The organism is Terribacillus sp. 7520-G, from assembly GCF_002271665.1.
In the GTDB taxonomy this organism is placed as follows: Bacteria; Bacillota; Bacilli; order Bacillales; family Amphibacillaceae; genus Terribacillus.
This window is the reverse complement of record NZ_NQFP01000007.1, coordinates 314,582-337,291: the sequence shown is the minus strand read 5'-3', so window position 1 is coordinate 337,291 and position 22,710 is coordinate 314,582. Positions and strand designations below refer to the sequence as shown.

Sequence of the window (22,710 nt, the reverse complement as noted above, 5' to 3'; positions counted from 1 at the left end):
ATCATTGTACGAAGCATCTGTTCATTAATTGGCGGGTTCTTCTTCAGATAATTCATCATGTATCTTCTGGCGATGAAAAATCCAAGCGCAACGCCGATAATCAATGCAGCCAGTGCTATAAGTACGACCCAGATCGGACTCATATTGGCTTCCTCCTTCAAAATATCTCTAATCTAGTATAGACAATCAAAAGGAAGAATACAATAGATGAACCCGTGATTGCAAGTCATTTTTTATGATCGGGGCGATCCAGCCGCAGTTGTTGGCCGCAGGTTCGATGATGAAAAAGGATGAATCGAAATGGCGCAGCTGTGAGAAGATGGTCTCTTCAGCGGTCGTCAAGGAATCGCAGACAACGCGGAGGCAGTGCTGATCAGCTTCGATTTGCACATTGTCATCTTGATGGAGTGCTTGCTGCAGTGATGCATCGGGAGGAAATTCATTTGTGATATAGTCCAGCTGCTCCTGTACATATGCGGTTTTCTCCTCCTGACTGGAGAGGAAAAAGCGATATAGGATATCCGATTTATAAAAATAACGGAAGTAGATCTCATGTTTCACCCAATAGACAAAATACTCTTTCATAAGCTTGTCCCTCCTTCTCCCTTTGAAAGAATAGTATACGTGAGACAGCGTTGCTTAATCCCTCGGAACTTGTAGCAAAGAGACACGAAGATGCAGAGTTTTGCTCGGATTTTGTCGTATAAGAAAATACCGGTCACAAGCGTGACCGGTATTTTCATCAATTCAATATGGATTTCACTTGTTCGATGACATTTTCGACTGTGAAGCCGAATGCTTCGATCAATTTATCACCGTTGCCGGACGCACCGAACGTGTCGATGCCGATGACCTTGCCTTCCAGGCCTACATATCTTTCCCAGCCAAGCGGGGAAGCCATTTCAATACCGACACGCTTCTTCACTGCAGGCGGCAGGACACTATCCTTGTAGGACTGGTCTTGCAGTTCGAAACGATCCCAGGATGGCATGCTGACGACAGAAGCATCGATATCCTGCTCACGAAGCGCTGCCTGCGCACGTACAGCAAGCTGTACTTCCGATCCGCTCGCCAGAAGCAAGACATCCGGTGTTTCTTTTTGTGCTGGGCTGACAACATATGCCCCCTTCTTCACACCCTCATATGCCGCTTGCTGTGTCGATGGCAATGTAGGAAGATCCTGACGCGTCAGGACTAATGCAGTCGGAACTTTTTCGGATTCCATCGCCAGTCTCCAAGCAGCCTGTGTTTCATTGCCATCGGCAGGACGGACAACGCTCAAGCCAGGCATTGCTCTTAGGGATGCCAGCTGCTCGATCGGCTCATGCGTCGGACCATCTTCACCGACAGCGATGGAATCGTGTGTCAATACATAAGTCACAGGCGTCCCCATCAAAGCGGACAGACGGATTGCCGGACGAAGGTAATCGCTGAATACGAAGAATGTTCCGCCATACACTTTCAGGCCGCCATGAAGCGCCATACCATTCAAGGCAGCACCCATCGCGAATTCACGCACACCGAACCAGATATTGCGGCCGCTGTAGTTGGCCTTGGAGAAGTTCTCTTCTTTTGCAAGCAGCGTCTTGTTTGAACCGGCAAGGTCCGCGCTTCCGCCAAACAAAGCCGGCACAGTATCAGCGATTGCATTCAGTACTTTTCCGGAAGCAGAACGAGTGGCAGTCACATCTTTGCCTTCCTCATACGTCGGAAGCGCATCTGCCCATCCTTCCGGAAGCTCACCCTTGATTGCAGCAGACAGCTCTTTTGCAAGCTCGGGATATGCTTCTTCGTACTTGGCGAATAGCTCATTCCAAGCGTTTTCAGCTTCGGCGCCATTTTTGGCAACCTTCTCTTCGAAATCGGCATAGACCTCTTCCGGTACATGGAAGTCCTCATGCTCCCACTTGTAAAATTCCTTCGTAAGTTTTACTTCATCCACACCCAGCGGCGCACCATGGGAGGCGCTTTTCGCTGACTTGTTCGGCGAACCGTAACCGATGACAGTCTTCACTTCAATCAGGGTAGGCTGCGTTGTGTTTGCTTTCGCTTCTTTGATTGCTTCACGGATTGCATCCACATTCGTTCCTTCTTCGACACGAATCACTTGCCAGCCGTACGCTTTGAAGCGGTCTTCCACATTCTCAGAGAAGCTGTGATGAAGGTCGCCATCAAGCGAGATATCATTTGAATCATACAGGACGATCAGCTTGTCCAGGCCAAGGTGACCGGCAAGCGATGCCGTTTCGTGCGAAATACCTTCCATCAAGTCACCATCACCGCAAATAGCGTATGTATAGTGATCCACGATTGGGAAACCATCCTTGTTGTATTTGGCTGCAAGATGCGCCTCGGCCATTGCCATACCGGTAGCCATGGCGATGCCTTGTCCAAGCGGACCAGTCGTTGCTTCGACACCATCCGTATGATGCACTTCCGGATGTCCTGGTGTACGGGATCCGAACTGACGGAATGATTTCAAGTCATCGATGGATACCTTATATCCGGATAAATGCAAGAGGGAATACAGCAGCATGGAACCGTGCCCTGCAGACAATACGAAACGGTCCCGGTTGAACCAGTGGGAATTCTTCGGATTGTGGACCATGAAATCGGTGAAAAGCGTATACGCCATCGGTGCGGCCCCCATCGGCATACCCGGATGGCCGGAATTAGCAGCTTCGATCGCATCGATTGATAACGTACGAATTGTATTGATTGAAAGCAATTCTGTAGTCTGAACCATGTGAACATCCCTTTCATCTAGCAAATTATGTACTCTTTTTCATCCTATACCTAAATGCTCCGATAGACAAGGATTTATACATAGAAAAAGAAGGGATTGGCTGAGCATGATGCCAGCCATCCCTTCTTAATTATCTTCCCGCATTTTCTTTACTTTATCCGGTGTAACATCGTTTCCTTCCGGATCAATGATCGTCATGGTCTTGAATTGATTTTTGAACGAAGAGCGGACATTCTTCAAGTATTCCTGTCTAAGCTCCTTCTGCTCTTTCTGTTCGCCAAGGCTGAGACCTTCCGTTTTCGCTTTATGTGCCAACGCATTTATGCGTGCCAGTTTTTCTTTGGATATCATGTGTATATGCTCCTTTAAGCATTAAAGTTCATACACACTATGTTACCTGCTACCGTCCTCCGATTCAAGCGAAAGATATTCCTGGTACCTTCTATGTACGGTCGCCTTCGATACCTGGAAGCCCATACCGCGAAGAACAGAGCTGATTTCCTGAAAGGTGAGCTTGTTATTTCTCAGCCTGATCACCTCTTGGATCGGAAAGTCAATCCGCTCCCTGCCTGGTGCTGCCTGCTGGTTGCCCAGATTCTTACTCGGATCATAACCGGCTTCAATCGCCCGCCTCATGCCCCGTTTTATCTTCATATTATGAATCTTCCTTTGGTACTCCTCGACAATACCGACAATCTGGAGCACCATACCATCCGATTCAGAAAGCTGGAATTCACCATGCTGGCTCAGCGTGTAGACCTTGACCTCCAGCTTTTGCAAGTGATGGAATAAAGCAATTTTGGTGTTGCCCCTGCCCAGCCTTGTTTCATCCTGGATAAGAAGGCAATCCGCTTCACCTGCTGTGAATAGATCCAGCATGCGGAAGATACCCGGGCGTTCAATCTCATAGCCGCTCTGTCTCTCTTCTATGATATCGATGACCTCTATATCGGCGGAAGCAGCAAGACTCATGAGCTCCTCGCGCTGCCGCTCAATCGAGCTTGCCTGCTCGTCCTTTTCTGTACTGACTCTGCAATAGATGACTGCTTTCATTGATGTACCCTCTCACTTCAGCTAATTAGACACTCATAATAAGTGTAAAGTATAAGAAGAAAAGCGTGAAGCCGAAAAGCACATAGTAGAATAGATCTGATTTCGCTAATTTTTTGAACATGGTTGACCCCTCCGTATTCAAGAACGTGCGTTCTCATTTGTTAATTCCATTATATACGAACATAAGTTCTAGTCAAGCGTTTTTTTCGAACGGATGTTTGTATATTGAAATCTATCGTGTTATACTGTATGTAATAAAAATATATGCACGGGGTGTTCGATACATGATGAAACTATCGAAAAGACAGGAAGCGATTCTAGCATACATAAAGGAGCAGGTTCTCGATAAAGGCTACCCGCCATCCGTCAGGGAAATCGGGGAAGCAGTAGGCTTGGCATCCAGCTCCACGGTGCATGGCCATCTTTCCAGACTGGAGAAAAAGGGACTGATTCGGCGCGACCCTACAAAGCCGCGTGCCATCGAGGTCCTTTCATTGGATAGCGAAGAACAGACAGATATCCCGCGCAGCGAAGCGAATTATGCGCCGGTAATCGGGAAAGTGACGGCAGGTATCCCGATCACCGCCGTTGAGAATATCGAGGAATACGTACCGGTACCAAGCCATCTTGTAGGTCCGGATGACAATATTTTCGTGCTTGTGGTTGTCGGGGAGAGTATGATCGAGGCTGGCATCCTGGACGGGGACATGGTCATCGTCAAACAGCAGCAGACCGCTCAGAACGGGGAAATCGTCGTTGCGATGACAGAGGACAACGAAGCAACGGTCAAACGATTCTTCAAGGAAGAGAACCAGATCCGCCTGCAGCCGGAGAACAGTACAATGGAACCGATCATCCTGGATAATGTCAGCATCCTGGGAAAAGTAATCGGTCTATATCGCTCTATCCAATAGAAAATCGGCTTCGGCCGTTTTTTTCATATATTTTACACAATTCCACCCTTCTTTCGACACATTTTTTGGGTATATTAGAATATGCTTTTACCAAAAGCTAGAAAGCAGGTGGAATCGTGAAGCTGTTTTACAAGCTTGTGTGCAAAATACGAGGCCGTCATAAGATTGATAGTGTTACAGATTCATGCAAATGCGGGTATACGAGAAGCTACCGTAAGGAAGAACACAGCATGGATGATTATTATCTTAAGGAACGCTGAGCACAGAATAAAATAAGGAGCTTGCCCTTTGCGGCAGGCTCCTCTTTTATATGGAGTATTATATATGCAGTGCGCTGAACCGAAAAAACTCATCCATCCGTTATGACGCGATCGATCTTGGATGGGTTCTTTCTTTTCCTGAATTCTCCCGCCGCCATACCAATCGATTTCCGAAATACTTTATTGAAATAATTTGCGTTTGAGTACCCCACCCTTTCTGCAATCTCTGTGATGGGCAATCTTGTTGTCATCAGCAAATCAACGGCTTTTTGGATCCTGATTCTTGTAAGATACTTCATAGGTGTCGTATCCATATGATCCTGAAATTGCTTGACCAGATGATATTTGGAATAGCCTGATACTGCGGCGATGTCACTCAATGAAATGGGAGCAGCATAGTGTGTCTGGATATAGGATAAAGTTTTCGTGATTTGAACGGAAGGGTCTTTCTTTTGCTTTTCCATATTCTTCACGAATCGATGACACTCCATGATATATTCGTAAGCTCTGGCAGATGCCTGATAAGCATCCGTAATCCTATTTTCGATGGTATCCTGATATATTGCGAATAATAGCCGGATAAGCTTCGATTCGGGAGAAATCCGCAATACCGGCCCATTATGTTCATCGATGAAACGCCAGCACTCCAACGCTTTACTGCCTACCAAGGTAATGAAAATGAATTCCCACCCGTCACTGTCCTCCGGAAGGTAGTAGCGATGTGCACCGGGAATTTCGACAAGGAATGCTTCCCCCGCCTTAAGTGAATGGATCTTTCCATCCTTCTCAAGATTCCCCGTGCCCGATAACGTGTACTGAAAGATGTATGTGCCAATATCCTGTCTCTTCAATCCATCCCAGTCATAGCTCATGCCCGGTGATTTTTTATCCCTGCCCAGCAATAGGATGTTTGCTGTTTCATCTATTTCGGCTTCCTGAAAATGAAAGCCGTAGACGCCGTAATCTTTTTTCTCATTTCTTTGATTCGTATCAATGATCGTCTCTCTCCCTTATCATCCTAGATTCAAAAAGAAATTGACATCAATCAAAGTCTGACTGTCCCTTTCGCTACTGAATACGCCGGCAGCATGTCACCATGTGCTTCAATCAAATCATCGCACATGCTGATGATGTCATCCATGGAAAGTTCGGCAGCTGTATGCGGATCAAGCAAGGCTGCTTGATAGATTTTTTCCTTTGATTTTGTCATTGCCGCTTCGATGGTCAACAGCTGTGTATTGATATTGGAACGATTCAAAGCTGCCAGCTGCTCCGGAAGCTCTCCCATATATGCCGGGGTGATGCCATTTCGATTTGCGATGCACGGTACTTCGACTACTGCATTTCGAGGCAGGTTCGCAATCAGACCGCCAGTGTTCACTACATTTCCTCCGAAAACGAACGGTCGATTTGTTTCCATCGCTTCCATTATACGGGAACCGTATTCATGCGAACGTTCATGTGTCAAGCTGTGGTCATTCATCAGCTCTTGTTTTGTTTTCTGCCAACTTTCAATCTGTTCCTCGCAGCGTCGCGGATATTCATCCAGCGGTATGTTAAAACGTGAAATCAGCTCCGGATATTTTTCTTTAATGAAATAAGGATGATACTCTGCATTATGCTCAGAGGATTCCGTCACGTAATATCCGAACTTATCCATCAGTTCATAACGAACCATATCATGATGTTTTTGCTTTTGCTTCTCCTTGGCACGTTTCTTGATTTCAGGATAGATATCCTTGCCATTGGATTTGATCTCCAGCAGCCATGCCATATGGTTGATACCAGCAATCCGTTCTTCGATATTCTCATACGGAATCTCGAGATCCCTGAGCAAGTCTTTTGTACAAACCTGTACACTGTGGCATAAACCGACGACTTTGACATTCGAAAAACGGGCAACAGCCCCGGTGAGTGCAGCCATGGGATTTGTATAATTCAACAGCCATGCATCCGGGCAAACCTCTTCCATGTCCCTTGCGATATCCAGCATGACAGGGATGGTGCGCAATGCCCGGAATACCCCGCCTATTCCGACGGTATCGGCAATCGTCTGGCGAAGGCCGTACTTTTTGGGAATCTCAAAATCGATGACAGTGCTCGGCCGATAGCCCCCTACTTGAATGGCATTTATGACATACTTGGCACCCTGCAAGGCTTCCTGGCGGTTTTTATATGCTTTGATTGTAACTTCTGCCTGCAACGAACGCTTCAGTGCATTCAGCAGCAATTCGGACTCGGCCAATCGCGCTTCATCGATATCGAACAACGCAAACTCGAATCTCTGTAAAGCTGGGGACAACATGCAATCTCCCAGTACATTCTTTGTAAAAATGGTACTACCTGCTCCGATGAACGTTATTTTACTCATTTGACTGCCTCCCTGAAATCGTACTGGATATTACTTGCTTGCAACTGATGATACAGCGCTTTCATCCGGCAGGCAATGGTAAATAAAAAAGAGAAAAGGGTAAAATATTGTTATCTATATTTATTGATAAAAGCCTTGTAAATCAAGCTTGACGAGGAAATACACATCTCGATTGATCCTTGGGAAGTACTTTATTCACTTCTATCATTACCGAAAGGATTCCGAGGGAAAAAGGACAAGGCCTCCCGTGATCAACTTCTTACGGCCGCTGCAGCTGGATCGTTTCTGTATAATTTGATATGTATAGTGAATTTGAATTATCAGTGCGAAGATACATGTTACATAAGGAAAGCCTGCCTACACGGCAGGCTCCCCTTTTAAATCATTCTGTTTCATCGCTGAATGCAGTGCACGGAGCAGGATACCAGGAGTCGCTTTTTCGTACGTCTCTCCTAAAAGCTGCCGGGCACCTTCCAGTATCCGCTTGTTTCCCATCAAAGCTGACAGCTCATGACCTTTTACGGAAATATCGTCAATGAAAACATCCCGATAATCCTTTGCGTTTGTTACCGCGCCGGTGATGAAGCCTTCCTGCAGCAGCACTTCTGTATGATGCACGACATCATACGGCGTGCATGTCCCCACAGCACACCGGTAATCTCTTGCTTTCGTTCCTTGGAGTTGGTCTGCTTCTAGCTGTTCCAGTATTTCGTGAAATAATGTCACGCGTAGTTTTGGCATGAAATCTCCTCCTTGTTCATGCTTCCATTGTTCCACAGATGGAGTATGAGCAGGACGGAAAGTTTGTACATTATTTCACAATAACGTGACAAGTCAGGTAACAATATAGGCAGCACTTTTTTATGGAGCACCATACTCGAAATCCTGACCGATGCTTTATAAAAATGTGACGACACCCTAGGGGCGCCGGGCAAAATCACCATACAGCCACTCCAAAAAATGACAGAATCCCAAAAGCTTTTCACATATGAAGAGTTTTACAGCATCATATTATCGAAAGAAGTATCTTTGAAATGCTATTACATGCTATTCGACGAAATACAGTCGATGCTGTTGGAGGATAAACACGCAGTACAGCCTGAAGAAATCAAGGGCTTTCTCTATTCCTATACTTCGTTTACCCAGGGAATACAATCCGGATGCAGCCAGTCCAGCAAAACCTCCCGACCACAGCCGCAATACAATGTCCATTTCAGTGAACGGCCAAGCAAGGGCTCCCACCAATAGACCTATCAGCAGGCTCATCAATGGCAGGAACCTGTTATTTACAGTAACTGTCTTTTTAATCAGCTGCACCAACGCAACGACAACAGGACTGATAATCGAAGCAAAGGCCATTACCTCTTCCATGATTCCTCATCTCCTCCGATTTCTTTTGTCTGGATAGATTCTAGATGCAATACGTGGTTTTCCTTCAACGATTCAGATGTCCCAAGTCACGTGATAATCAAACCGTTCACTCGGATAAGCAAATAATAAGTAAAAGTGATGGATCTTTGCGACCAAGATGAGAATGATCAAGTCCTTCCTTCCATAACACGTTACCGTATTTTTCTTAGGTTTATGACACCATTTATTAAGCCACATAAAAAAAGCCGATTCCCGGTTTAGGGAATCGACCTAAAAAAATCCTCGTGGACGCATTACTGCGTGACAATGATCGGACCATTTTTAGTCAGGATAATCGTATGCTCCAATTGCGCTACGAAGCTGTTTTCGGTAGCATAGGTCCAGCCGTCTTCTTTCTGGAACACTTCTTCTTCAGCGGTTGAAATGAATGGTTCGAATGCGATTACCATCCCATCCTTCAATAATTCATCATCCGTTGTATCCCGATAATTATAAATATGATCAGGAGCTTCATGTATGGTACGTCCAATACCATGTCCAGTAAGATTGGTGATGACGGTTAGGTCATGCTGTCTTGCTGTTTGGAATACCGCTCTCCCGATTCCGCTTTTCTTGGAGCCGGGTTTTGCTTTCTTGAGGCCCGCTTCAAATGCCTCTTTAGCAACGTCGCAAATCTTCGTCAGGATTGCCTCCCCTTCTCCTACGACAAACGAGATTCCAGTATCTGCGAAATAGCCATCCTTTGAGCCGGATACATCGACATTCACCAGATCCCCTTCCTGAATGACTCGCTGCCCCGGAATACCATGCGCCACCTCATCATTGACACTGATACAAGTGAACCCCGGAAAATCGTATTCACTTTTCGGAGCCGAAACTGCGCCTTCCTTCTCAAACATTTCCCCAGCTATATCATCAAGTTCTTTCGTCGTTACGCCAGGTACCGTCCTTTGTACCAATTCATCCCTGATGGAGGCCACAATCCTGCCTATTTCCTTCAGGGCCTTAATGTCTTCTTCTGTTTTTGCAATCATTTTCCTACCTCGCTATCTTTTATCTTCATTTAAGTATATACGGTCCGCATAGAAAAAACCCTGACACCAGCGGTCCAAGGGTTTTCGTACTAATCACGCCCATAGGTGAAATTGCATTTTGAACGGAATTTCACTAGTTATACGCCATTATAACATAATGTACATATTCCTTTCCTCAAAAACATTCATGACTGCCCACATAAAAAGAAAAACCCCTGACACCAGTGGTATCAAGGGTTTCCTCTATTAGAAAAAGTGGGCTGCTTAGCAACGTCCTTAGTTATCTTTCTTTTCATCTACTATTCTCATTAGTACGATACAAATTAAAATTAAAACAATAAATGTTCCTATGTGATCAGGTTGATTATTAAGAATATAGATGTTTACTGGATAGTTAACAATTAAGATTAATGTTGCAATAATAATTAAGATACGGTCTAGTTGTTTCACGATTTACTCCCTAGTATTATTTATTTCTCCAAAGTACCATTATTCCACTTGGAGGAAGTGTTGGAAAAGCAAAATCCATATTTTCAACCAGCAGAGACTTTATGTACAATAAAACGTGATGTCCAGAAAACTTAGACACACTTCTAATAACTGGACTGATGCCAGCTATAGCAACACTTTATCCATCCTGAGTAATAATATAAATGATATTTATTAGCTAAAGAGCTCTATTTAACATTTTTTGCGGTTTTTATATAATCTGTTAAGTTTAACTTTTAGATTTACTAATAGAAAGGTACAAAAATCCCGCATCTAAATCCTTAATCAAGTTCCCGATTTATACCTTCTAATTCTCAATTTATCAACTGTTTGTGTTTTTTGTGTGTCTATTCAAATTAAATTAAACATAGCAATTTCTTCTAGTGCTCCTAACCAGTTCTTCTCAGTCATCGGCTTGTTATTTACTTACAGGCCATATAACTCACGTTTGACCATTATTAATTATAATTACCTATTTATTACTCTTTTACTAAGTAGAGTCGCAAACCTATTAGACTACTCAACAAAATGTGTGCTGGAAAGAAGCTGGGTCAAAACCCGGCAAAGTAAGTAAAAAAATGAAATAGGCAGGTATCTCCGGTTTGGGGAGATGTCTACCCAATCTACTGCACTTTTTCTTCTTCTATTTCTTTCTTTGTTCTTCCAACGATAAAAAGACGCTCTCGAGATTCCTAAATGCACACAGATATCCTGTATTGTTATTGTTTTATGCAATGTTTCTGCAAGTTCGACTGTCGATTCTCTATCAACTTCCTTTCCAATTCCTTGTACTTTTTTAAAACTTCATTTTCTCAAAAAACGGTTTTCTGCTTGCAACTTTTCCATTTCTGAAGAATAAATGGGCCCTTTCCCAAACGTGTTCTATGCCCTAATCGCTCTTGGATATATATCATACTTGCTACTGCTTCCAGCAACATTACAGCATGTGTATGTCTCAGACCATGGATAGGCAGTGGGTCTATTTATGCAAATATTATCCGAAATAAGACTTGGAGGTGTTTTTTCTATAGATCGATAATGAACTTGCAAGAGGTAATCAATTACTTAATGAAGTTTTGGAAGAGAAAAAAGTAGAGACAAAAGAAAGTGAAGGATTTCAGACCATGGCTGCTGTAGTTGGCGTACAGGTTTATATGTATGCCGCATATGCACACACAGCAGTCGCTGGAGTTACTGTGGCTGTTGTAGATGGTTGGGGTGCAGTTCAAGTAGCTGTTGTCTATAATAAAACTAAGTTCTGGGGAGCGCCAGAGAAATCTGTAAGTAACGAGTTAGAGAAAGAAATGTTTATTGATTATGTTGCTACACAGTTAAATTAATGAGTAAAAAGACAACCACTAAAATAGGTTGTCTTTTTTTGGGGGAATAACTGAAGTAGTGATGTCTAAAGAGATGTAGTTATTAGTTTGTAGGTGCCCTAGATGTCTACTCCATTATTTATTTCTTTGATTTTTTCTAGAAATTCTTCAGACTTCTGTGGGGATATATGAGCAACATCAGTAACTTTGTCTCCAAAAAGGATTTCATATCTCGTAAACGAAAATGTAGTACTTGCTAATATACTCTTTGTCTTTCTTATCCTTTTTATTTCGTTAATAGGAATACTTTTCTTAATTGGACCAAAAAAGATAATTAGTGTTGTATCTTTTATTAGATAATGCGCACCCCACCAAATCCAACCCATAAAAAGACTAAGGATTAGAAACACAAAAGCAACGAATAGCTTAAGAAGATAGGATTCTGATTCTCCTGGACTTGGTACAAGCAGAACTATAAAAACTAAAGCAACGAGTGCTAAGATCGTAACGTAGTTCATGATGATATGAAAAGCACTTTTTCTTGGTTTGAATTTAATTCTTCTCACCTCTCTTCCATAGTTATACCTTAAAATATACCATATTCCAAATAATAGTATATATTCGTGTTTATTGAAATTATCAGAACAATCTTCTCAGAAGTAAAAGGTTATGTTTTTGAGGTTTTCCAGGCTCGTTTGTTGGTACGGCCGGAACGGCAAAAGAGTCCAGGAACCTAGCAGGTGTAGCCGGGAGGCGTACAGCTGGTGGTTATCGGGCCGTTAGTGCCAAAGCGACGCATACTCCTGGTTTGCTGCTGCCGGTCTTGCAGCTGCTTATCAGGAGTATGCGCAGCCTCCCAAAGGATCACTTTTTTATTAACTTTCACTTATAGGCCTTGTATTGTAAATAAACCATCACCGCAATCACGCCTATAACAAAGAAATATCCGAAAATCTCCATGTGAGATACCCTACTTTATATAGAATCATCACGGTTTTTTTCCTGATTCATTCCCCACTTTGATGCATATTTGACTGCTTTGAGAATATCGGACTTTGAAACCCTTCCTGGCTTTTCGACTAAAACGCTTAAATAGCCCAAAAGAATAGACAACGACTCTGCTCTTGTAGAAATATTCAAGTCATGCTCTCTGGTTCCACTGGTTGGATATATGGCGATTCCTATACTGGAAGTTGTCTTGAATAAATTCCGACCTATATTCCACGCTTTTTGGAAAGAAGCATGAATACAGTCTGCGATTTGAATCACTTCCTGTTCTTCCCCAATCTCGGGAAGCAGGATTGTAAACTCGTCGCCTCCTTGCCTGGAAAGGACATCATTTTTCCTTAAGCATCCCTTGACTCTATGGACGAATTGCTTTAGCAGCTCATCACCGACTCCATGCCCCAGAGTATCATTGATATACTTAAAATTATCGAGATCCAGATACATGACAGCTAATTTGGCCTGATTGTGTTTTGCCTCTTTTAGCGCCTGTTCCAGCTTTTCCTTGAACAGTCTCCGGTTTGGCAGATCTGTCAAGGTATCATGATAGGCCAAGTATGTCAGTTTTTCTTCATAAGCCAATCTTTCGGTATTGTCTCTGGAAACAACGAGAAAATGTTCAAATATCCCATTCTCATCAAAGATAGGGCTCCCTTTTCCCTCGAGCCAAATCCAATCGCCTCTTATATTCTTAAACCGGAATTGCAACACACTGCCTTCTTTGGTGGCTACCATGCCCTCCAGCTGCTGTCGTACCTTTACTCTGTCTTCTTCATGCATGAAATCCCCTGCAAACCTTCCCTCGTAGGCAACAGCTGGAAAGCCCAGAACAGTTACATGAGATGGGGAAGCATATTTAAAATAACCTTCCCAGTTAATAATACAAACCAAATCCGTCATATTTTCCGCAATCAATCGGTATCTCGCTTCACTAAGCCGCAATGCTTCCTCAGCCTTTTTCCTCTCGGTCAGCTCCTGGATAATCATTAAATAAGAGAACTGGTCATCGTATTGAAATGAAACTCCGGTGATTTCCACATCGATTACTGTGCCATCTAGACGCATTACTTTCGCTTCTATCATCCACCTAAAATGGTATGATACCGGCTCTTTAATAAAAGATATGTAATATGTGTTTCTGCATCCAGATCGATCGTGCTTTTGTTTAACTCTTCATAGATGCTCCGTGCAGCTTCCTTCTTGTCGAGCCGGATACTTAACGACCAATTATCCAGATGTTCTGACATGTCCAGGCGTTCCATAGTGCAATGCTCCCTTATAAATGATATATATACTCTATTCTACCTTTATTTACCTACAAAAGTATTGGGAATGACCTCTTTCAAAAGACGTCTGATTGGATAGATATTTATCGTCAGTTTCCCAACTTAGGAAAGTAAAATAGAAGCTATATACAAAAGCATCTACGGTAATTTTTCAGCGGAGGGGGGTGACAGATAACAAGGGAATCCCTTTCTTTCCGAAAATCCCCACAGAGGAAATATTTTCAGCTCCGCATAAATTTAAGGTGAATGGTAAACTCGTAGCCACGAAACCGCTTGTCTATGGGGGAAGAGTCATCCATGTTGTTTCCCTCATTTTTCAAAATGGACGGATTACTGCCTATGATGCCACCACTGACTGGCCAGGAAGCGTTACAACGTCTCATAGAAACAGACGAAGGTTCCTATTATCTAGGAGAAATGGCCTTGGTCTCTAACTATTCTCCTCTTGCTCAGGAGGATATGCTTTTTTACAATACCTTGTTTGATGAAAATACAGCCTGCCCTATTGGCATCGGCAACGCTTCTCCTTCCAACCTACAACATGGCAGCAACTTATCGGGGAAAGTGTTGAAATAAGCAGGACTGAATACGTCACTCTTGTTAGTCAATATAGCCTTTGGTACCAGCTTTGAATGTCGGCTAAGACATCTGTATCAATCCTTTGTTCGTAATTCAATATGCATCAACTCCTATTTGTATTTTGTGTTAATATCTTAAGTCGCCCATTCATTATTTTCACCAGTTTAGTAAAATCCCTATATTCTAATAGAGATGCATGCCTTTCATTACTCAATGTGATAAAAAACGTGTATTTTTTTCAAAAGCTTTTCTTTTTTTTTCCGTATTTATTAACGAAATGTCTTCCAATTTCTTAATCGAGGAAATCTACTGCATCAAAATAGCTTTTATAATCACTTGCCATGACCTAAATTCCCACGTTGAAAAACGACAAAAAATGGTAAAATTAAGTTATCACTAACAAGATAAAGGGGCTTTGTGTATGGGACGTAACATCTCGAACCATTTAGATATTACAGACCGGTTAGAGCATTGGTTTATGAGTTTCAGGCTTAACAAGAGAGACGTTGCTATTAGTATCTATAATATAAAGAGTTAAAGGATAATCTCAATAAGTATAGTAATCAAGATAGAATCTCTTTCTATTTACTAGAAGGTCATCATCATGTTTTCCATAGTGATTTAACTGGCAGCCACTCTTCAATAATTAATGCCAAAGAGCTTGAACAACACTTTACTGAAGCTCACCATTATTACCTAAATAAAGTAGAAGCGATGATTGCTTATGCGAAAAACAGCTACTCTGAGGCGTTAGACAGCTTTGAAAAGGCGGAATCCTATCTCGAAAAGATTAGTGACCCCATTGAGATTGGAGAATTCCACCTAAGAAAGGCTATGACGTATTTTTACTTAGATGTCATAGCACTCTCTGTCTTACATACTGAGAAGGCTATGCAAGCATTTAAGCCTCATTCTCCATTTGTATTGCTGTTGGCCCGCTCCGAAATGTTGCAAGGATTAAACTACCAAGAACTTCTCGACTTTGATTTAGCAGAAGAATACCTACACCGTGCGCTCACTCACTCGAAAAAAGCAGAAGCAAATGATCTAGCCACATACATCAATCACAATCTAGGTGCTCTTTATGTTAAACGAGACCTACCAGGCACGGCCATTCGATACTTGGAAGAGGCTTTAAAAGATAAGCCGGAGGGGATCATCAACCTCCAGGGTTTATATCTGCTTGCGGATTGTTTTTGGAAGACCAATATTCCATCTAAAGCTTTAGAGGCATACAATGAAGGTTTTCACAGAAGTCTTAAAGAAGATAATATAAGCATGAAATGGGAATTTGCAATGCTACACAAGAAATATGAAGATAGGTTGAATTTTGAAAGTGTATGGAAAGAAGGTATAGACTACTTCATTCAAATCAAAGATAATTATAATGTGAGACACTATGCAAAAGAGTTAGCGGAATACTATACTTCAATTGACAAATACGAACTTGCAAACCGGTATTATTCTCTCGCCATTAAAAAAACATGAAGGAGGTAATTACATGAAAAACGTCATGTTCACTGTTTTATTGGCTGTAACAATTATCGTTAGTGCCGTAGCTGGGTATGTTGACCATGACTCCACTGCCACTAACAAAAGTAATCCTGGAGGATTTTCCATTATCTTAGATTAAACGTTATATAATTGTCCTACTAAAAAAGAGACCCTTTATTGAGGTCTCTTTTAATTTCTATATAGAAGCTTTCATTCAAATGTCGAAATAGTCGCTTCCTTCATGAAAGGTATGATCTCTCAGCTTTCTAGAATACTTCACGTAGTTGTTCCGTTACCAACTTTATGATTCTTAACTTCAATGATTGTCTTTCCTCTTACTTTAATATGTAAGTTTCCATAAACGTAAGTGAATGTGATCCACTTTCTGTGAATGTGTGGTGGTGTTGCCTTTACCAGTTCCACATTTCTCGTTAGTTTTTTCGCTGCTCTTTCTTTGGTAACTTATGTGTTACCTTTAACTGTTTGCCTATATGTCTCATAAGCTTTTTGGCTCAGCTTCAATGGCTTAATCATTTTCGCTTTCACCTCCCTTCGTTGTGGTACTCTATAATATACTATTTTATTTTATTTATTTTCATTTGATTAAAATCAACTTTTTATTAATCCTGTTCATCCTTTTAACTTCAGTATTTATTACCTCATACCATTTTTCTAAATATAGCCTAATAGAACGAAGAGTCTGTCATGATTAATAACCGCCAAACTACCAATAAAAGTAAAATATCTATTACTATAAATTGATTTTATTCTATAAGGTTCCAATTTTGGTAAATGAATGTTAGTGTTGTGGCGTAATTAAATTTACTGAAGGGAATGTTTTTTGATGAAGAAAACTATGAAAATTGTTCCCTCTGGTTTAGCCTTTACGACTCTTATAGGATCTGGTGCTTATACTGTTAACGCTCAGTCCATTTATCAGCCTGCAAACCAACCTGACACAGTTCAAGCTACTAGTGTCCAGACAGACGAGGAAATTATCAAAGCATTAACTCCATATGTGGAAGTAAAAGATGGCAAGATTTATCTTAATGAAGACTATAAAAACTCAGTTACTATATCTGACGATGTAATATCTAATATTACTGAATATATGTCTGAATTAAATAAATCTGTTGATGCAGGAGAAGTAGTAATAAACGAAGATTTAACAGTTACAGAAACAAATAAAGCTTTTACTACAGCTTCAAGCGGCACTTCATACAAACTCCATTGGTGGGGCGTAACTATGACTATGAACAATAAAGATGCGACAGAATTTGCCCAAACCTTACAAAACACTGGTGGAGCTACAGTAGGAGCTGCCACTATTTCTCGATTTATTCCTTCTCCACCTACTGTACTGGTCTCAACAATAGCAGGTGTTATCGGTGGTGCAGGAGTTTCTCTCGGGAATAGAATTGATTCTAAAAATAAAGGCAAAGGTGTCAAAATCGAATTTAAGATCACAGGTCCTATTGTTTATAGCCGATAAGGGAAAAGCAGGCGTATTTTACGCCTGCTTTTTTTGTTTGTTTTTATTCAATATCTGATAGGCAACTGGGATGTAAACTAGAATAGTAATTAACAAAAATGTATTGTTTGTCATTTCTATTCTATTTGAATAATAAAGTGTAATTAGCAAAATGTAAGCTAAGTTAATTGCTAGATACGAATACTCCTTGGCTCGATTTGTTTTTGAAAATATCGGTGCACTGGCAATGTAGAAAAACTGACCCAAAACGATAATCAAAACAGTCATTGTGATTTCACCTCATTGCTGTTTATTTGTACCAACGTAACATACGCAAAACCAAAGAGTCAAAAGACTATCAAACCAGGAATTTTCCCCATAGGTAATTCTTAACGGAAATTAACTTGACCATCCTGTCATTGCAAAGGATTCCTATTCGTCGTAAAGTAAAAACATTATAGTGACATGACAACCGCTCACTTATTCCTTCTCCTTTTCATTTTTTCATAAAAGTCTTCTTTTATTTAAAGTCTACACCTACAGTCCCTCTTATCGCCATGACCTTGATTTAATCTTTTGCCGCGAAGACGGTAGTATCTTACCTAAATCATCTCTATATAATGCTTTCAAGCGGATACTTAAACAAGCACAAATAGAAAAACTCCCGATTCATTCCCTAAGACATACTCACGCAGTCTTATTGTTAGAATCAGGAGCTGATATGAAGTTTGTACAAGAAAGACTTGGCCATAAGTCGATCAGTATCACTTCAGATATTTATTCTCATATATCACCAAAGAGCGAAAAATCGAGCGTAGATGGATATGAAAAATACACTCAGTCAATTTATGACTGATATTTTTTAGCCAAATTTGGTGGTCAAAAAGTGGTAAAATCTAACTTTGGGGTTAGCAGCCTACTTTTTGACCACCAGTGAAATGGCTTTAAATCAACGTTTTTCGCTTAAAAGTCTTCCATATACTGATCGCGTTCCCATGGGTGCACTTGTGTGCGGAACATATCCCATTCGATTTCTTTTGCTTCGATGAAGTGTTCGAATAGGTGATCGCCCAATGCTTCGACGATGATATCGTCGGATTTAAGCTGTTCAAGAGCATCGAATAGTGTAGCTGGAAGATCTGTTACACCGTTCTTTTCTCTTTCCGCTTTGTCCATGACATAGATGTTGCGGTCGATGGATGCTGGTGCTTCCAGGTTGTTCTTGATTCCGTCAAGTCCTGCAGCAAGCAATACGCTCATTGCCAGGTATGGGTTCGCAGATGGATCGACGCTGCGGACCTCGATGCGTGTGCTTGCTCCGCGAGCGGATGGCACACGGATCAATGGGCTGCGGTTCTTGCCGGACCATGCAACGTAGCATGGAGCTTCGTAGCCAGGTACCAGGCGTTTGTATGAGTTTACTGTCGGATTCGTTACAGCAGTGAAGTTGACCGCATGCTTCAATGTGCCTGCGATGAACTGATATGCTGTTTCGGAAAGCTTCAGCTCGCCGCTTTCATCATAGAAAGCATTCTTGCCGTCTTTGAATAGGGACATGTTGCAGTGCATACCGGAACCGTTGACACCGAATAGCGGTTTCGGCATGAATGTGGCATGCAGGCCATGTTTTCTGGCGATTGTCTTCACTACCAGCTTGAAAGTTTGGATATCATCCGCATGCTTCAATGCGTCTGCATATTTGAAATCGATTTCGTGCTGCCCTGGTGCCACTTCGTGGTGGGATGCTTCGATTTCAAAGCCCATTTCTTCCAATTCCAACACGATATCGCGGCGGGTCGTTTCACCCAAGTCCGTCGGGGCAAGGTCGAAGTATCCGCCTTTATCATTCAATTCCAGTGTCGGTTCGCCTTTTTCATCGAGTTTGAACAAGAAGAATTCCGGCTCTGTACCGATGTTGAATGCACTGAATCCAAGCTCTTCCATTTTTTTCAGGTTGCGCTTCAAGTTATAACGCGGGCAGCCTTCGAATGGCTCTCCTTCAGGAGTATAGATATCACAGATGAAACGTGCCACTTTGCCTTTTTCACTAGTCCAAGGGAATACAACGAAAGTATCCAGGTCCGGATAAAGTTTCATATCGGATTCCTCGATGCGCACAAAGCCTTCGATGGATGATCCATCAAACATCATTTCGTTGTCCAAAGCTTTGTCCAATTGGCTAAGCGGGATTTCCACGTTTTTGATTGTGCCAAGCAAGTCGGTGAACTGCAAGCGAATGAACTTTACGTTCTCCTCCTTGATGATCTTGATTACATCTTCTCTAGTAAATTTCGCCATTCTTTCTCCTCCTCTATTAATGGAAGAATCGTGATAACTCTCCCTGACGTAACGAAGCTTTACCCAAACGTCCGGTGTCCATCAATTCCTGACGAAGCATTTGTCGCAGTGCCTTGTCGGAGATCTCCGGTGCGATCGGGGTCTCAAGCGTATCTGCTGACGGTTTTTCTTTATAAGGCAGCATTTGCTTGATACCGGCAAGATTGATTCCTTTATCGATCAATTCCTTGATCTCCAGCAGCCGATCCACATCATTGAATGAGAAAAGCCGCTGATTGCCTTCTGTTCTTGCTGGGAAAATCAGTCCGTTGTCTTCATAATAACGGATTTGTCTTGCTGTTAATGCAGTAAGTGATTTTACAATACCAATAGAGAACAAGGGCATAGATCGGCGATTCATGTCACTCATTTATCGTCCATCCCCTTTCCTTATGTACTCTACGTCTATTATATACGTAGGTAATTTTAAATGTCAACACGTGTCAGCTTAGTTGACATGAAATTTTTTAGTTTGCTTGATTCGTTGATATCAAGCCTTTTTCCAGTAGATTCTGAGCTGCATCGATGATGGCCAGCTTCACATGGGCATAAGTCAAACCTCCCTGGACAAAAGCCGTGTATGGCGGACGGATCGGTCCATCTGCCGTCAGCTCGAGACTGGCACCTTGGATGAAGGTTCCAGCTGCCATGATGACGTCATTTTCATATCCCGGCATTGGCGCCGGATGCGGTGTCACATGTGCATTGACTGGTGATGCATGCTGGATTGCCTGGCAGAAGGCGACCATTTGATCCGCTGAATGAAAATTCACTGATTGGATCAAATCAACTCGCTTGGCATCGTATTTCGGTGAAGTAGAAAATCCGAGCAGCTCCAGGAACCTGGAGGTGAAAATGGCTCCCTTCAGTGCTTCACCTACGACATGGGGTGCCAGGAAGAAACCTTGGAACAGCTCCTGCAGCATCCCCAATGTTGCTCCCGTCTCTTTTCCGAGACCAGGTGCGGTCAAACGATTGGCACATAACTCGATCAGGTCCGCTCGCCCGGCGATATAGCCGCCCGCACGCACAATACCGCCGCCTGGGTTCTTGATCAAAGATCCGGCAATCACATCAGCCCCGACATGAAGCGGTTCTTTGGTTTCTGCGAATTCCCCGTAGCAGTTATCGACAAATACGATGATCTCCGGATACTTCTCTTTTACGAAGGCGATCATCTCCCCGATCTCAGCAACAGAAAACGAAGGCCTGTCGGCATATCCTTTCGAACGCTGGATTGCCACGACCTTCGTCTTATCGGAAAGCTTCGCTGCCAGAGCCGGATAATCGATTGCACCTGCTTCGGTCAAATCGACTGCATCATATGTGACACCAAAATCCTTCAGGGACCCTGTATCTTCCTGCCGGTTCCCGATGACACCTTCCAGTGTGTCGTATGGTTTACCGGTGATATAGAGAAGCTCATCTCCCGGGCGAAGGATACCGAAAAGTGCCGTCGTGATCGCATGCGTCCCGGAAACAATCTGCGGCCGTACAAGCGCATCTTCCCCGCCGAACACTTCAGCATATACTTGTTCGAGCGTCTCGCGGCCAAAATCATCATAGCCATAGCCGGTGGTCGGATTGAAATGACTGTCGCTCACGCGCTGGTTCCGGAATGCATCCATCACTCGTTTCTGATTTTCTTCTGCAATGCGATCTATCTCTGCGCGCTGGGCGCTTGTTTCTTCTTCCGTTCTTCTTGCTGTTTCTTTTATCATGCTTCATTCTTTCCCTTCAATTGATGAACAAGCGGGTGATCCGGCAATACATAGCCGCTCACTTCATAAGCATCCAATTCTTCATTGTAATCCCGTTTCGTCAGGATCGTTTCTTGGGCAAGCTTATCCAGGAGACGCCCGCCTGTCGCAGGTACGATTGTATCATAAAATTCGCTTGTTTCCTGGATCATTTCCTGCACTTTTTCCAGTAAGCGGCGTCGATCTTCTTCCTTGAATGCCGATATCTGCATATATGGATGAGCGCTGGCAATGAAATCCTCCGTCAGGAGATCCGCCTTGTTATAGACTGTCAGAATCGGCAGATGATCTGCTCCGAGTTCTTTGAGCAGCTTCAGCACTGTGGCCTGCTGCTGTTCGTGATCCGGATGGGCGCTATTGACCATATGAATGATGAAATCCGCTTCGGTCACTTCTTCCAGTGTCGAACGGAAAGCTGCTATGAGTGCTGTCGGTAAATCCTGTATGAAGCCGACGGTATCGGTCAGCAATGCCTGGAAACCGGAAGGAAGCCGCATCCTGCGTGTCATCGGATCCAGCGTGGCAAACAGCTGATCCTGCTCCAAGCTGTCATTTCCGGTAAGGCGGTTGAAGATAGTCGATTTACCGGCATTTGTATAGCCGACCAAAGCAATCTGGAATGCCTGATTCGCTTTGCGCCTTTCCCGATAGCGGGATCGGTGCGAAACGACCGCTTTCAGCTGATGTTTGATTTCATCGATCCGGCGGCGGATATGCCGTCTGTCGGTTTCCAGTTTTGTTTCACCGGGGCCCCTCGTCCCGATTCCGGCCCCAAGACGGCTCATTTCGGTACCCTGCCCATAAAGTCTTGGCAGCAAGTACTGCATCTGTGCCAGCTCCACCTGCAATTTTCCCTCGCGGGTATGCGCACGCGTCGCAAATATATCAAGGATCAGCTGACTCCGGTCGATGACACGGACGCCGATATGGTTGCTGATATTCTTCAGTTGCCCTGGAGACAATTCATCATTGGAAATGACGAGGAGCGGCTCTTCCTGCTCGACGAGCTCAGCAAGTTCATCCAGCTTCCCTGCGCCGAAATATGTTCCAGGATGCAGGCGCTCCCGCTTTTGCGTGACGATTCCCGCCACGGTTCCGCCCGCTGTCTTTGTCAATGCCTCCAGTTCATCGAGCGATGATTGGAATCGCTCCAATGTCTGATTCTGATGATGGACTGCCATCAATAGTACACGTTCCATGCTGTCACCCTTTCCATATGTC

24 protein-coding genes and 3 pseudogenes are annotated in these 22,710 nt (G+C 43.2%); 8 read left to right on the top strand and 19 right to left on the bottom strand.

Annotated elements, in window-relative coordinates; genetic code table 11:
* From CHH53_RS03910 to CHH53_RS03890, 5 genes are all read right to left on the bottom strand, one after another.
* Window positions 1-143 (bottom strand): YneF family protein (locus CHH53_RS03910; protein ID WP_143594457.1); only part of this gene is annotated, 143 nt, incomplete at its 3' end.
* A 43-nt stretch (window positions 144-186) separates the two neighbouring features.
* Entirely contained in the window at window positions 187-585 is a 399-nt protein-coding gene (gene sirA / locus CHH53_RS03905; RefSeq protein ID WP_095214800.1) for a sporulation inhibitor of replication protein SirA, read from the bottom strand.
* A 157-nt stretch (window positions 586-742) separates the two neighbouring features.
* Complete coding sequence (gene tkt, locus CHH53_RS03900; protein WP_095214799.1) at window positions 743-2,746, bottom strand: transketolase; 2,004 nt, start codon at window positions 2,744-2,746, stop codon at window positions 743-745.
* Window positions 2,747-2,872: 126 nt separating this feature from the next.
* Window positions 2,873-3,097, bottom strand: a complete 225-nt coding sequence (locus tag CHH53_RS03895) for a DUF896 domain-containing protein (RefSeq protein ID WP_095214798.1) — start codon at window positions 3,095-3,097, stop codon at window positions 2,873-2,875.
* A 42-nt stretch (window positions 3,098-3,139) separates the two neighbouring features.
* Window positions 3,140-3,799, bottom strand: a complete 660-nt coding sequence (locus tag CHH53_RS03890; protein WP_095214797.1) for a YneB family resolvase-like protein — start codon at window positions 3,797-3,799, stop codon at window positions 3,140-3,142.
* Window positions 3,800-4,083: 284 nt separating this feature from the next.
* On the opposite strand from CHH53_RS03890, the gene lexA reads away from it, so the two are divergent.
* Window positions 4,084-4,713, top strand: coding sequence for a transcriptional repressor LexA (lexA, locus tag CHH53_RS03885; RefSeq protein ID WP_095214796.1), 630 nt, complete (start codon window positions 4,084-4,086; stop codon window positions 4,711-4,713).
* Between the two features lie 349 nt (window positions 4,714-5,062).
* On the opposite strand, the gene CHH53_RS03880 is transcribed toward lexA, so the two are convergent.
* From CHH53_RS03880 to CHH53_RS17595, 7 genes and pseudogenes are all read right to left on the bottom strand, one after another.
* Window positions 5,063-5,845 carry an AraC family transcriptional regulator gene (locus tag CHH53_RS03880; RefSeq protein WP_233134804.1) on the bottom strand — a complete coding sequence of 261 codons (783 nt, stop codon included), beginning with the start codon at window positions 5,843-5,845 and terminating at the stop codon, window positions 5,063-5,065.
* 173 nt (window positions 5,846-6,018) lie between these two features.
* Window positions 6,019-7,344, bottom strand: coding sequence for an alpha-glucosidase/alpha-galactosidase (gene melA / locus CHH53_RS03875; protein WP_095214794.1), 1,326 nt, complete (start codon window positions 7,342-7,344; stop codon window positions 6,019-6,021).
* Window positions 7,345-7,701: 357 nt separating this feature from the next.
* Window positions 7,702-8,085: a hypothetical protein gene (locus CHH53_RS03870; RefSeq protein WP_095214793.1), complete on the bottom strand. Its 384-nt coding sequence runs from the start codon at window positions 8,083-8,085 to the stop codon at window positions 7,702-7,704.
* A gap of 306 nt (window positions 8,086-8,391) precedes the next feature.
* Window positions 8,392-8,715, bottom strand: a complete 324-nt coding sequence (locus CHH53_RS03865) for a holin (protein WP_095214792.1) — start codon at window positions 8,713-8,715, stop codon at window positions 8,392-8,394.
* Window positions 8,716-9,008: 293 nt separating this feature from the next.
* Entirely contained in the window at window positions 9,009-9,749 is a 741-nt protein-coding gene (gene map / locus CHH53_RS03860) for a type I methionyl aminopeptidase (RefSeq protein ID WP_095214791.1), read from the bottom strand.
* A 1,149-nt stretch (window positions 9,750-10,898) separates the two neighbouring features.
* Window positions 10,899-11,117, bottom strand: a pseudogene (locus tag CHH53_RS03855) (IS3 family transposase); the annotation flags it as partial.
* 5 nt (window positions 11,118-11,122) lie between these two features.
* Window positions 11,123-11,221, bottom strand: a pseudogene (locus tag CHH53_RS17595) (tyrosine-type recombinase/integrase); the annotation flags it as partial.
* Between the two features lie 48 nt (window positions 11,222-11,269).
* On the opposite strand from CHH53_RS17595, the gene CHH53_RS03845 reads away from it, so the two are divergent.
* The gene (locus tag CHH53_RS03845) at window positions 11,270-11,578 is read left to right on the top strand and encodes a sporulation delaying protein family toxin (RefSeq protein ID WP_483316334.1); all 309 of its coding nucleotides are present in this window, start codon (window positions 11,270-11,272) and stop codon (window positions 11,576-11,578) included.
* Window positions 11,579-11,676: 98 nt separating this feature from the next.
* Here the strand turns inward: CHH53_RS03845 and CHH53_RS03840 are convergent, their stop codons facing one another.
* The 3 genes from CHH53_RS03840 to CHH53_RS03830 all read right to left on the bottom strand — a co-directional run bounded on the left by CHH53_RS03840 (window position 11,677) and on the right by CHH53_RS03830 (window position 13,824).
* A complete protein-coding gene (locus tag CHH53_RS03840) occupies window positions 11,677-12,123 on the bottom strand; it encodes a PH domain-containing protein (protein ID WP_095214789.1) in 447 nt (148 codons plus the stop codon).
* Window positions 12,124-12,532: 409 nt separating this feature from the next.
* On the bottom strand, window positions 12,533-13,645 hold the full coding sequence (locus CHH53_RS03835; protein WP_095214788.1) for a diguanylate cyclase domain-containing protein: 1,113 nt from the start codon (window positions 13,643-13,645) through the stop codon (window positions 12,533-12,535).
* Window positions 13,642-13,824 (bottom strand): hypothetical protein, encoded by a 183-nt coding sequence (locus tag CHH53_RS03830; RefSeq protein WP_095214787.1) that lies wholly within the window; start codon window positions 13,822-13,824, stop codon window positions 13,642-13,644. The genes CHH53_RS03835 and CHH53_RS03830 overlap by 4 nt, the downstream gene beginning before the upstream one ends.
* A gap of 188 nt (window positions 13,825-14,012) precedes the next feature.
* Here CHH53_RS03830 and CHH53_RS17590 point away from each other — a divergent pair, with 188 nt between their 5' ends.
* The 6 genes and pseudogenes from CHH53_RS17590 to CHH53_RS03805 form a co-directional block, all read left to right on the top strand.
* Window positions 14,013-14,282 (top strand): aminopeptidase, encoded by a 270-nt coding sequence (locus CHH53_RS17590; protein ID WP_233134803.1) that lies wholly within the window; start codon window positions 14,013-14,015, stop codon window positions 14,280-14,282.
* A complete protein-coding gene (locus CHH53_RS17585) occupies window positions 14,188-14,424 on the top strand; it encodes an aminopeptidase (RefSeq protein WP_233134821.1) in 237 nt (78 codons plus the stop codon). The genes CHH53_RS17590 and CHH53_RS17585 overlap by 95 nt, the downstream gene beginning before the upstream one ends.
* Window positions 14,425-15,141: 717 nt before the next feature.
* Entirely contained in the window at window positions 15,142-15,915 is a 774-nt protein-coding gene (locus tag CHH53_RS03820; RefSeq protein WP_095214786.1) for a tetratricopeptide repeat protein, read from the top strand.
* A gap of 13 nt (window positions 15,916-15,928) precedes the next feature.
* Window positions 15,929-16,060 (top strand): hypothetical protein, encoded by a 132-nt coding sequence (locus CHH53_RS17765; RefSeq protein WP_255374699.1) that lies wholly within the window; start codon window positions 15,929-15,931, stop codon window positions 16,058-16,060.
* A 705-nt stretch (window positions 16,061-16,765) separates the two neighbouring features.
* On the top strand, window positions 16,766-17,413 hold the full coding sequence (locus CHH53_RS03815; protein WP_095214785.1) for a hypothetical protein: 648 nt from the start codon (window positions 16,766-16,768) through the stop codon (window positions 17,411-17,413).
* 529 nt (window positions 17,414-17,942) lie between these two features.
* Window positions 17,943-18,248 (top strand): annotated as a pseudogene (locus CHH53_RS03805) (tyrosine-type recombinase/integrase); the annotation flags it as partial.
* Between the two features lie 107 nt (window positions 18,249-18,355).
* On the opposite strand, the gene glnA reads toward CHH53_RS03805, so the two are convergent.
* The 4 genes from glnA to hflX all read right to left on the bottom strand — a co-directional run bounded on the left by glnA (window position 18,356) and on the right by hflX (window position 22,688).
* Window positions 18,356-19,690, bottom strand: a complete 1,335-nt coding sequence (glnA, locus tag CHH53_RS03800) for a type I glutamate--ammonia ligase (protein ID WP_095214782.1) — start codon at window positions 19,688-19,690, stop codon at window positions 18,356-18,358.
* 16 nt (window positions 19,691-19,706) lie between these two features.
* Entirely contained in the window at window positions 19,707-20,099 is a 393-nt protein-coding gene (locus CHH53_RS03795; RefSeq protein ID WP_095214781.1) for a MerR family transcriptional regulator, read from the bottom strand.
* Window positions 20,100-20,196: 97 nt separating this feature from the next.
* Window positions 20,197-21,450: a methionine gamma-lyase family protein gene (locus CHH53_RS03790; RefSeq protein ID WP_095214780.1), complete on the bottom strand. Its 1,254-nt coding sequence runs from the start codon at window positions 21,448-21,450 to the stop codon at window positions 20,197-20,199.
* Complete coding sequence (gene hflX, locus CHH53_RS03785) at window positions 21,447-22,688, bottom strand: GTPase HflX (protein ID WP_095214779.1); 1,242 nt, start codon at window positions 22,686-22,688, stop codon at window positions 21,447-21,449. Before hflX ends, CHH53_RS03790 begins: the two co-directional genes overlap by 4 nt.
* Window positions 22,689-22,710 lie beyond the last annotated feature (22 nt).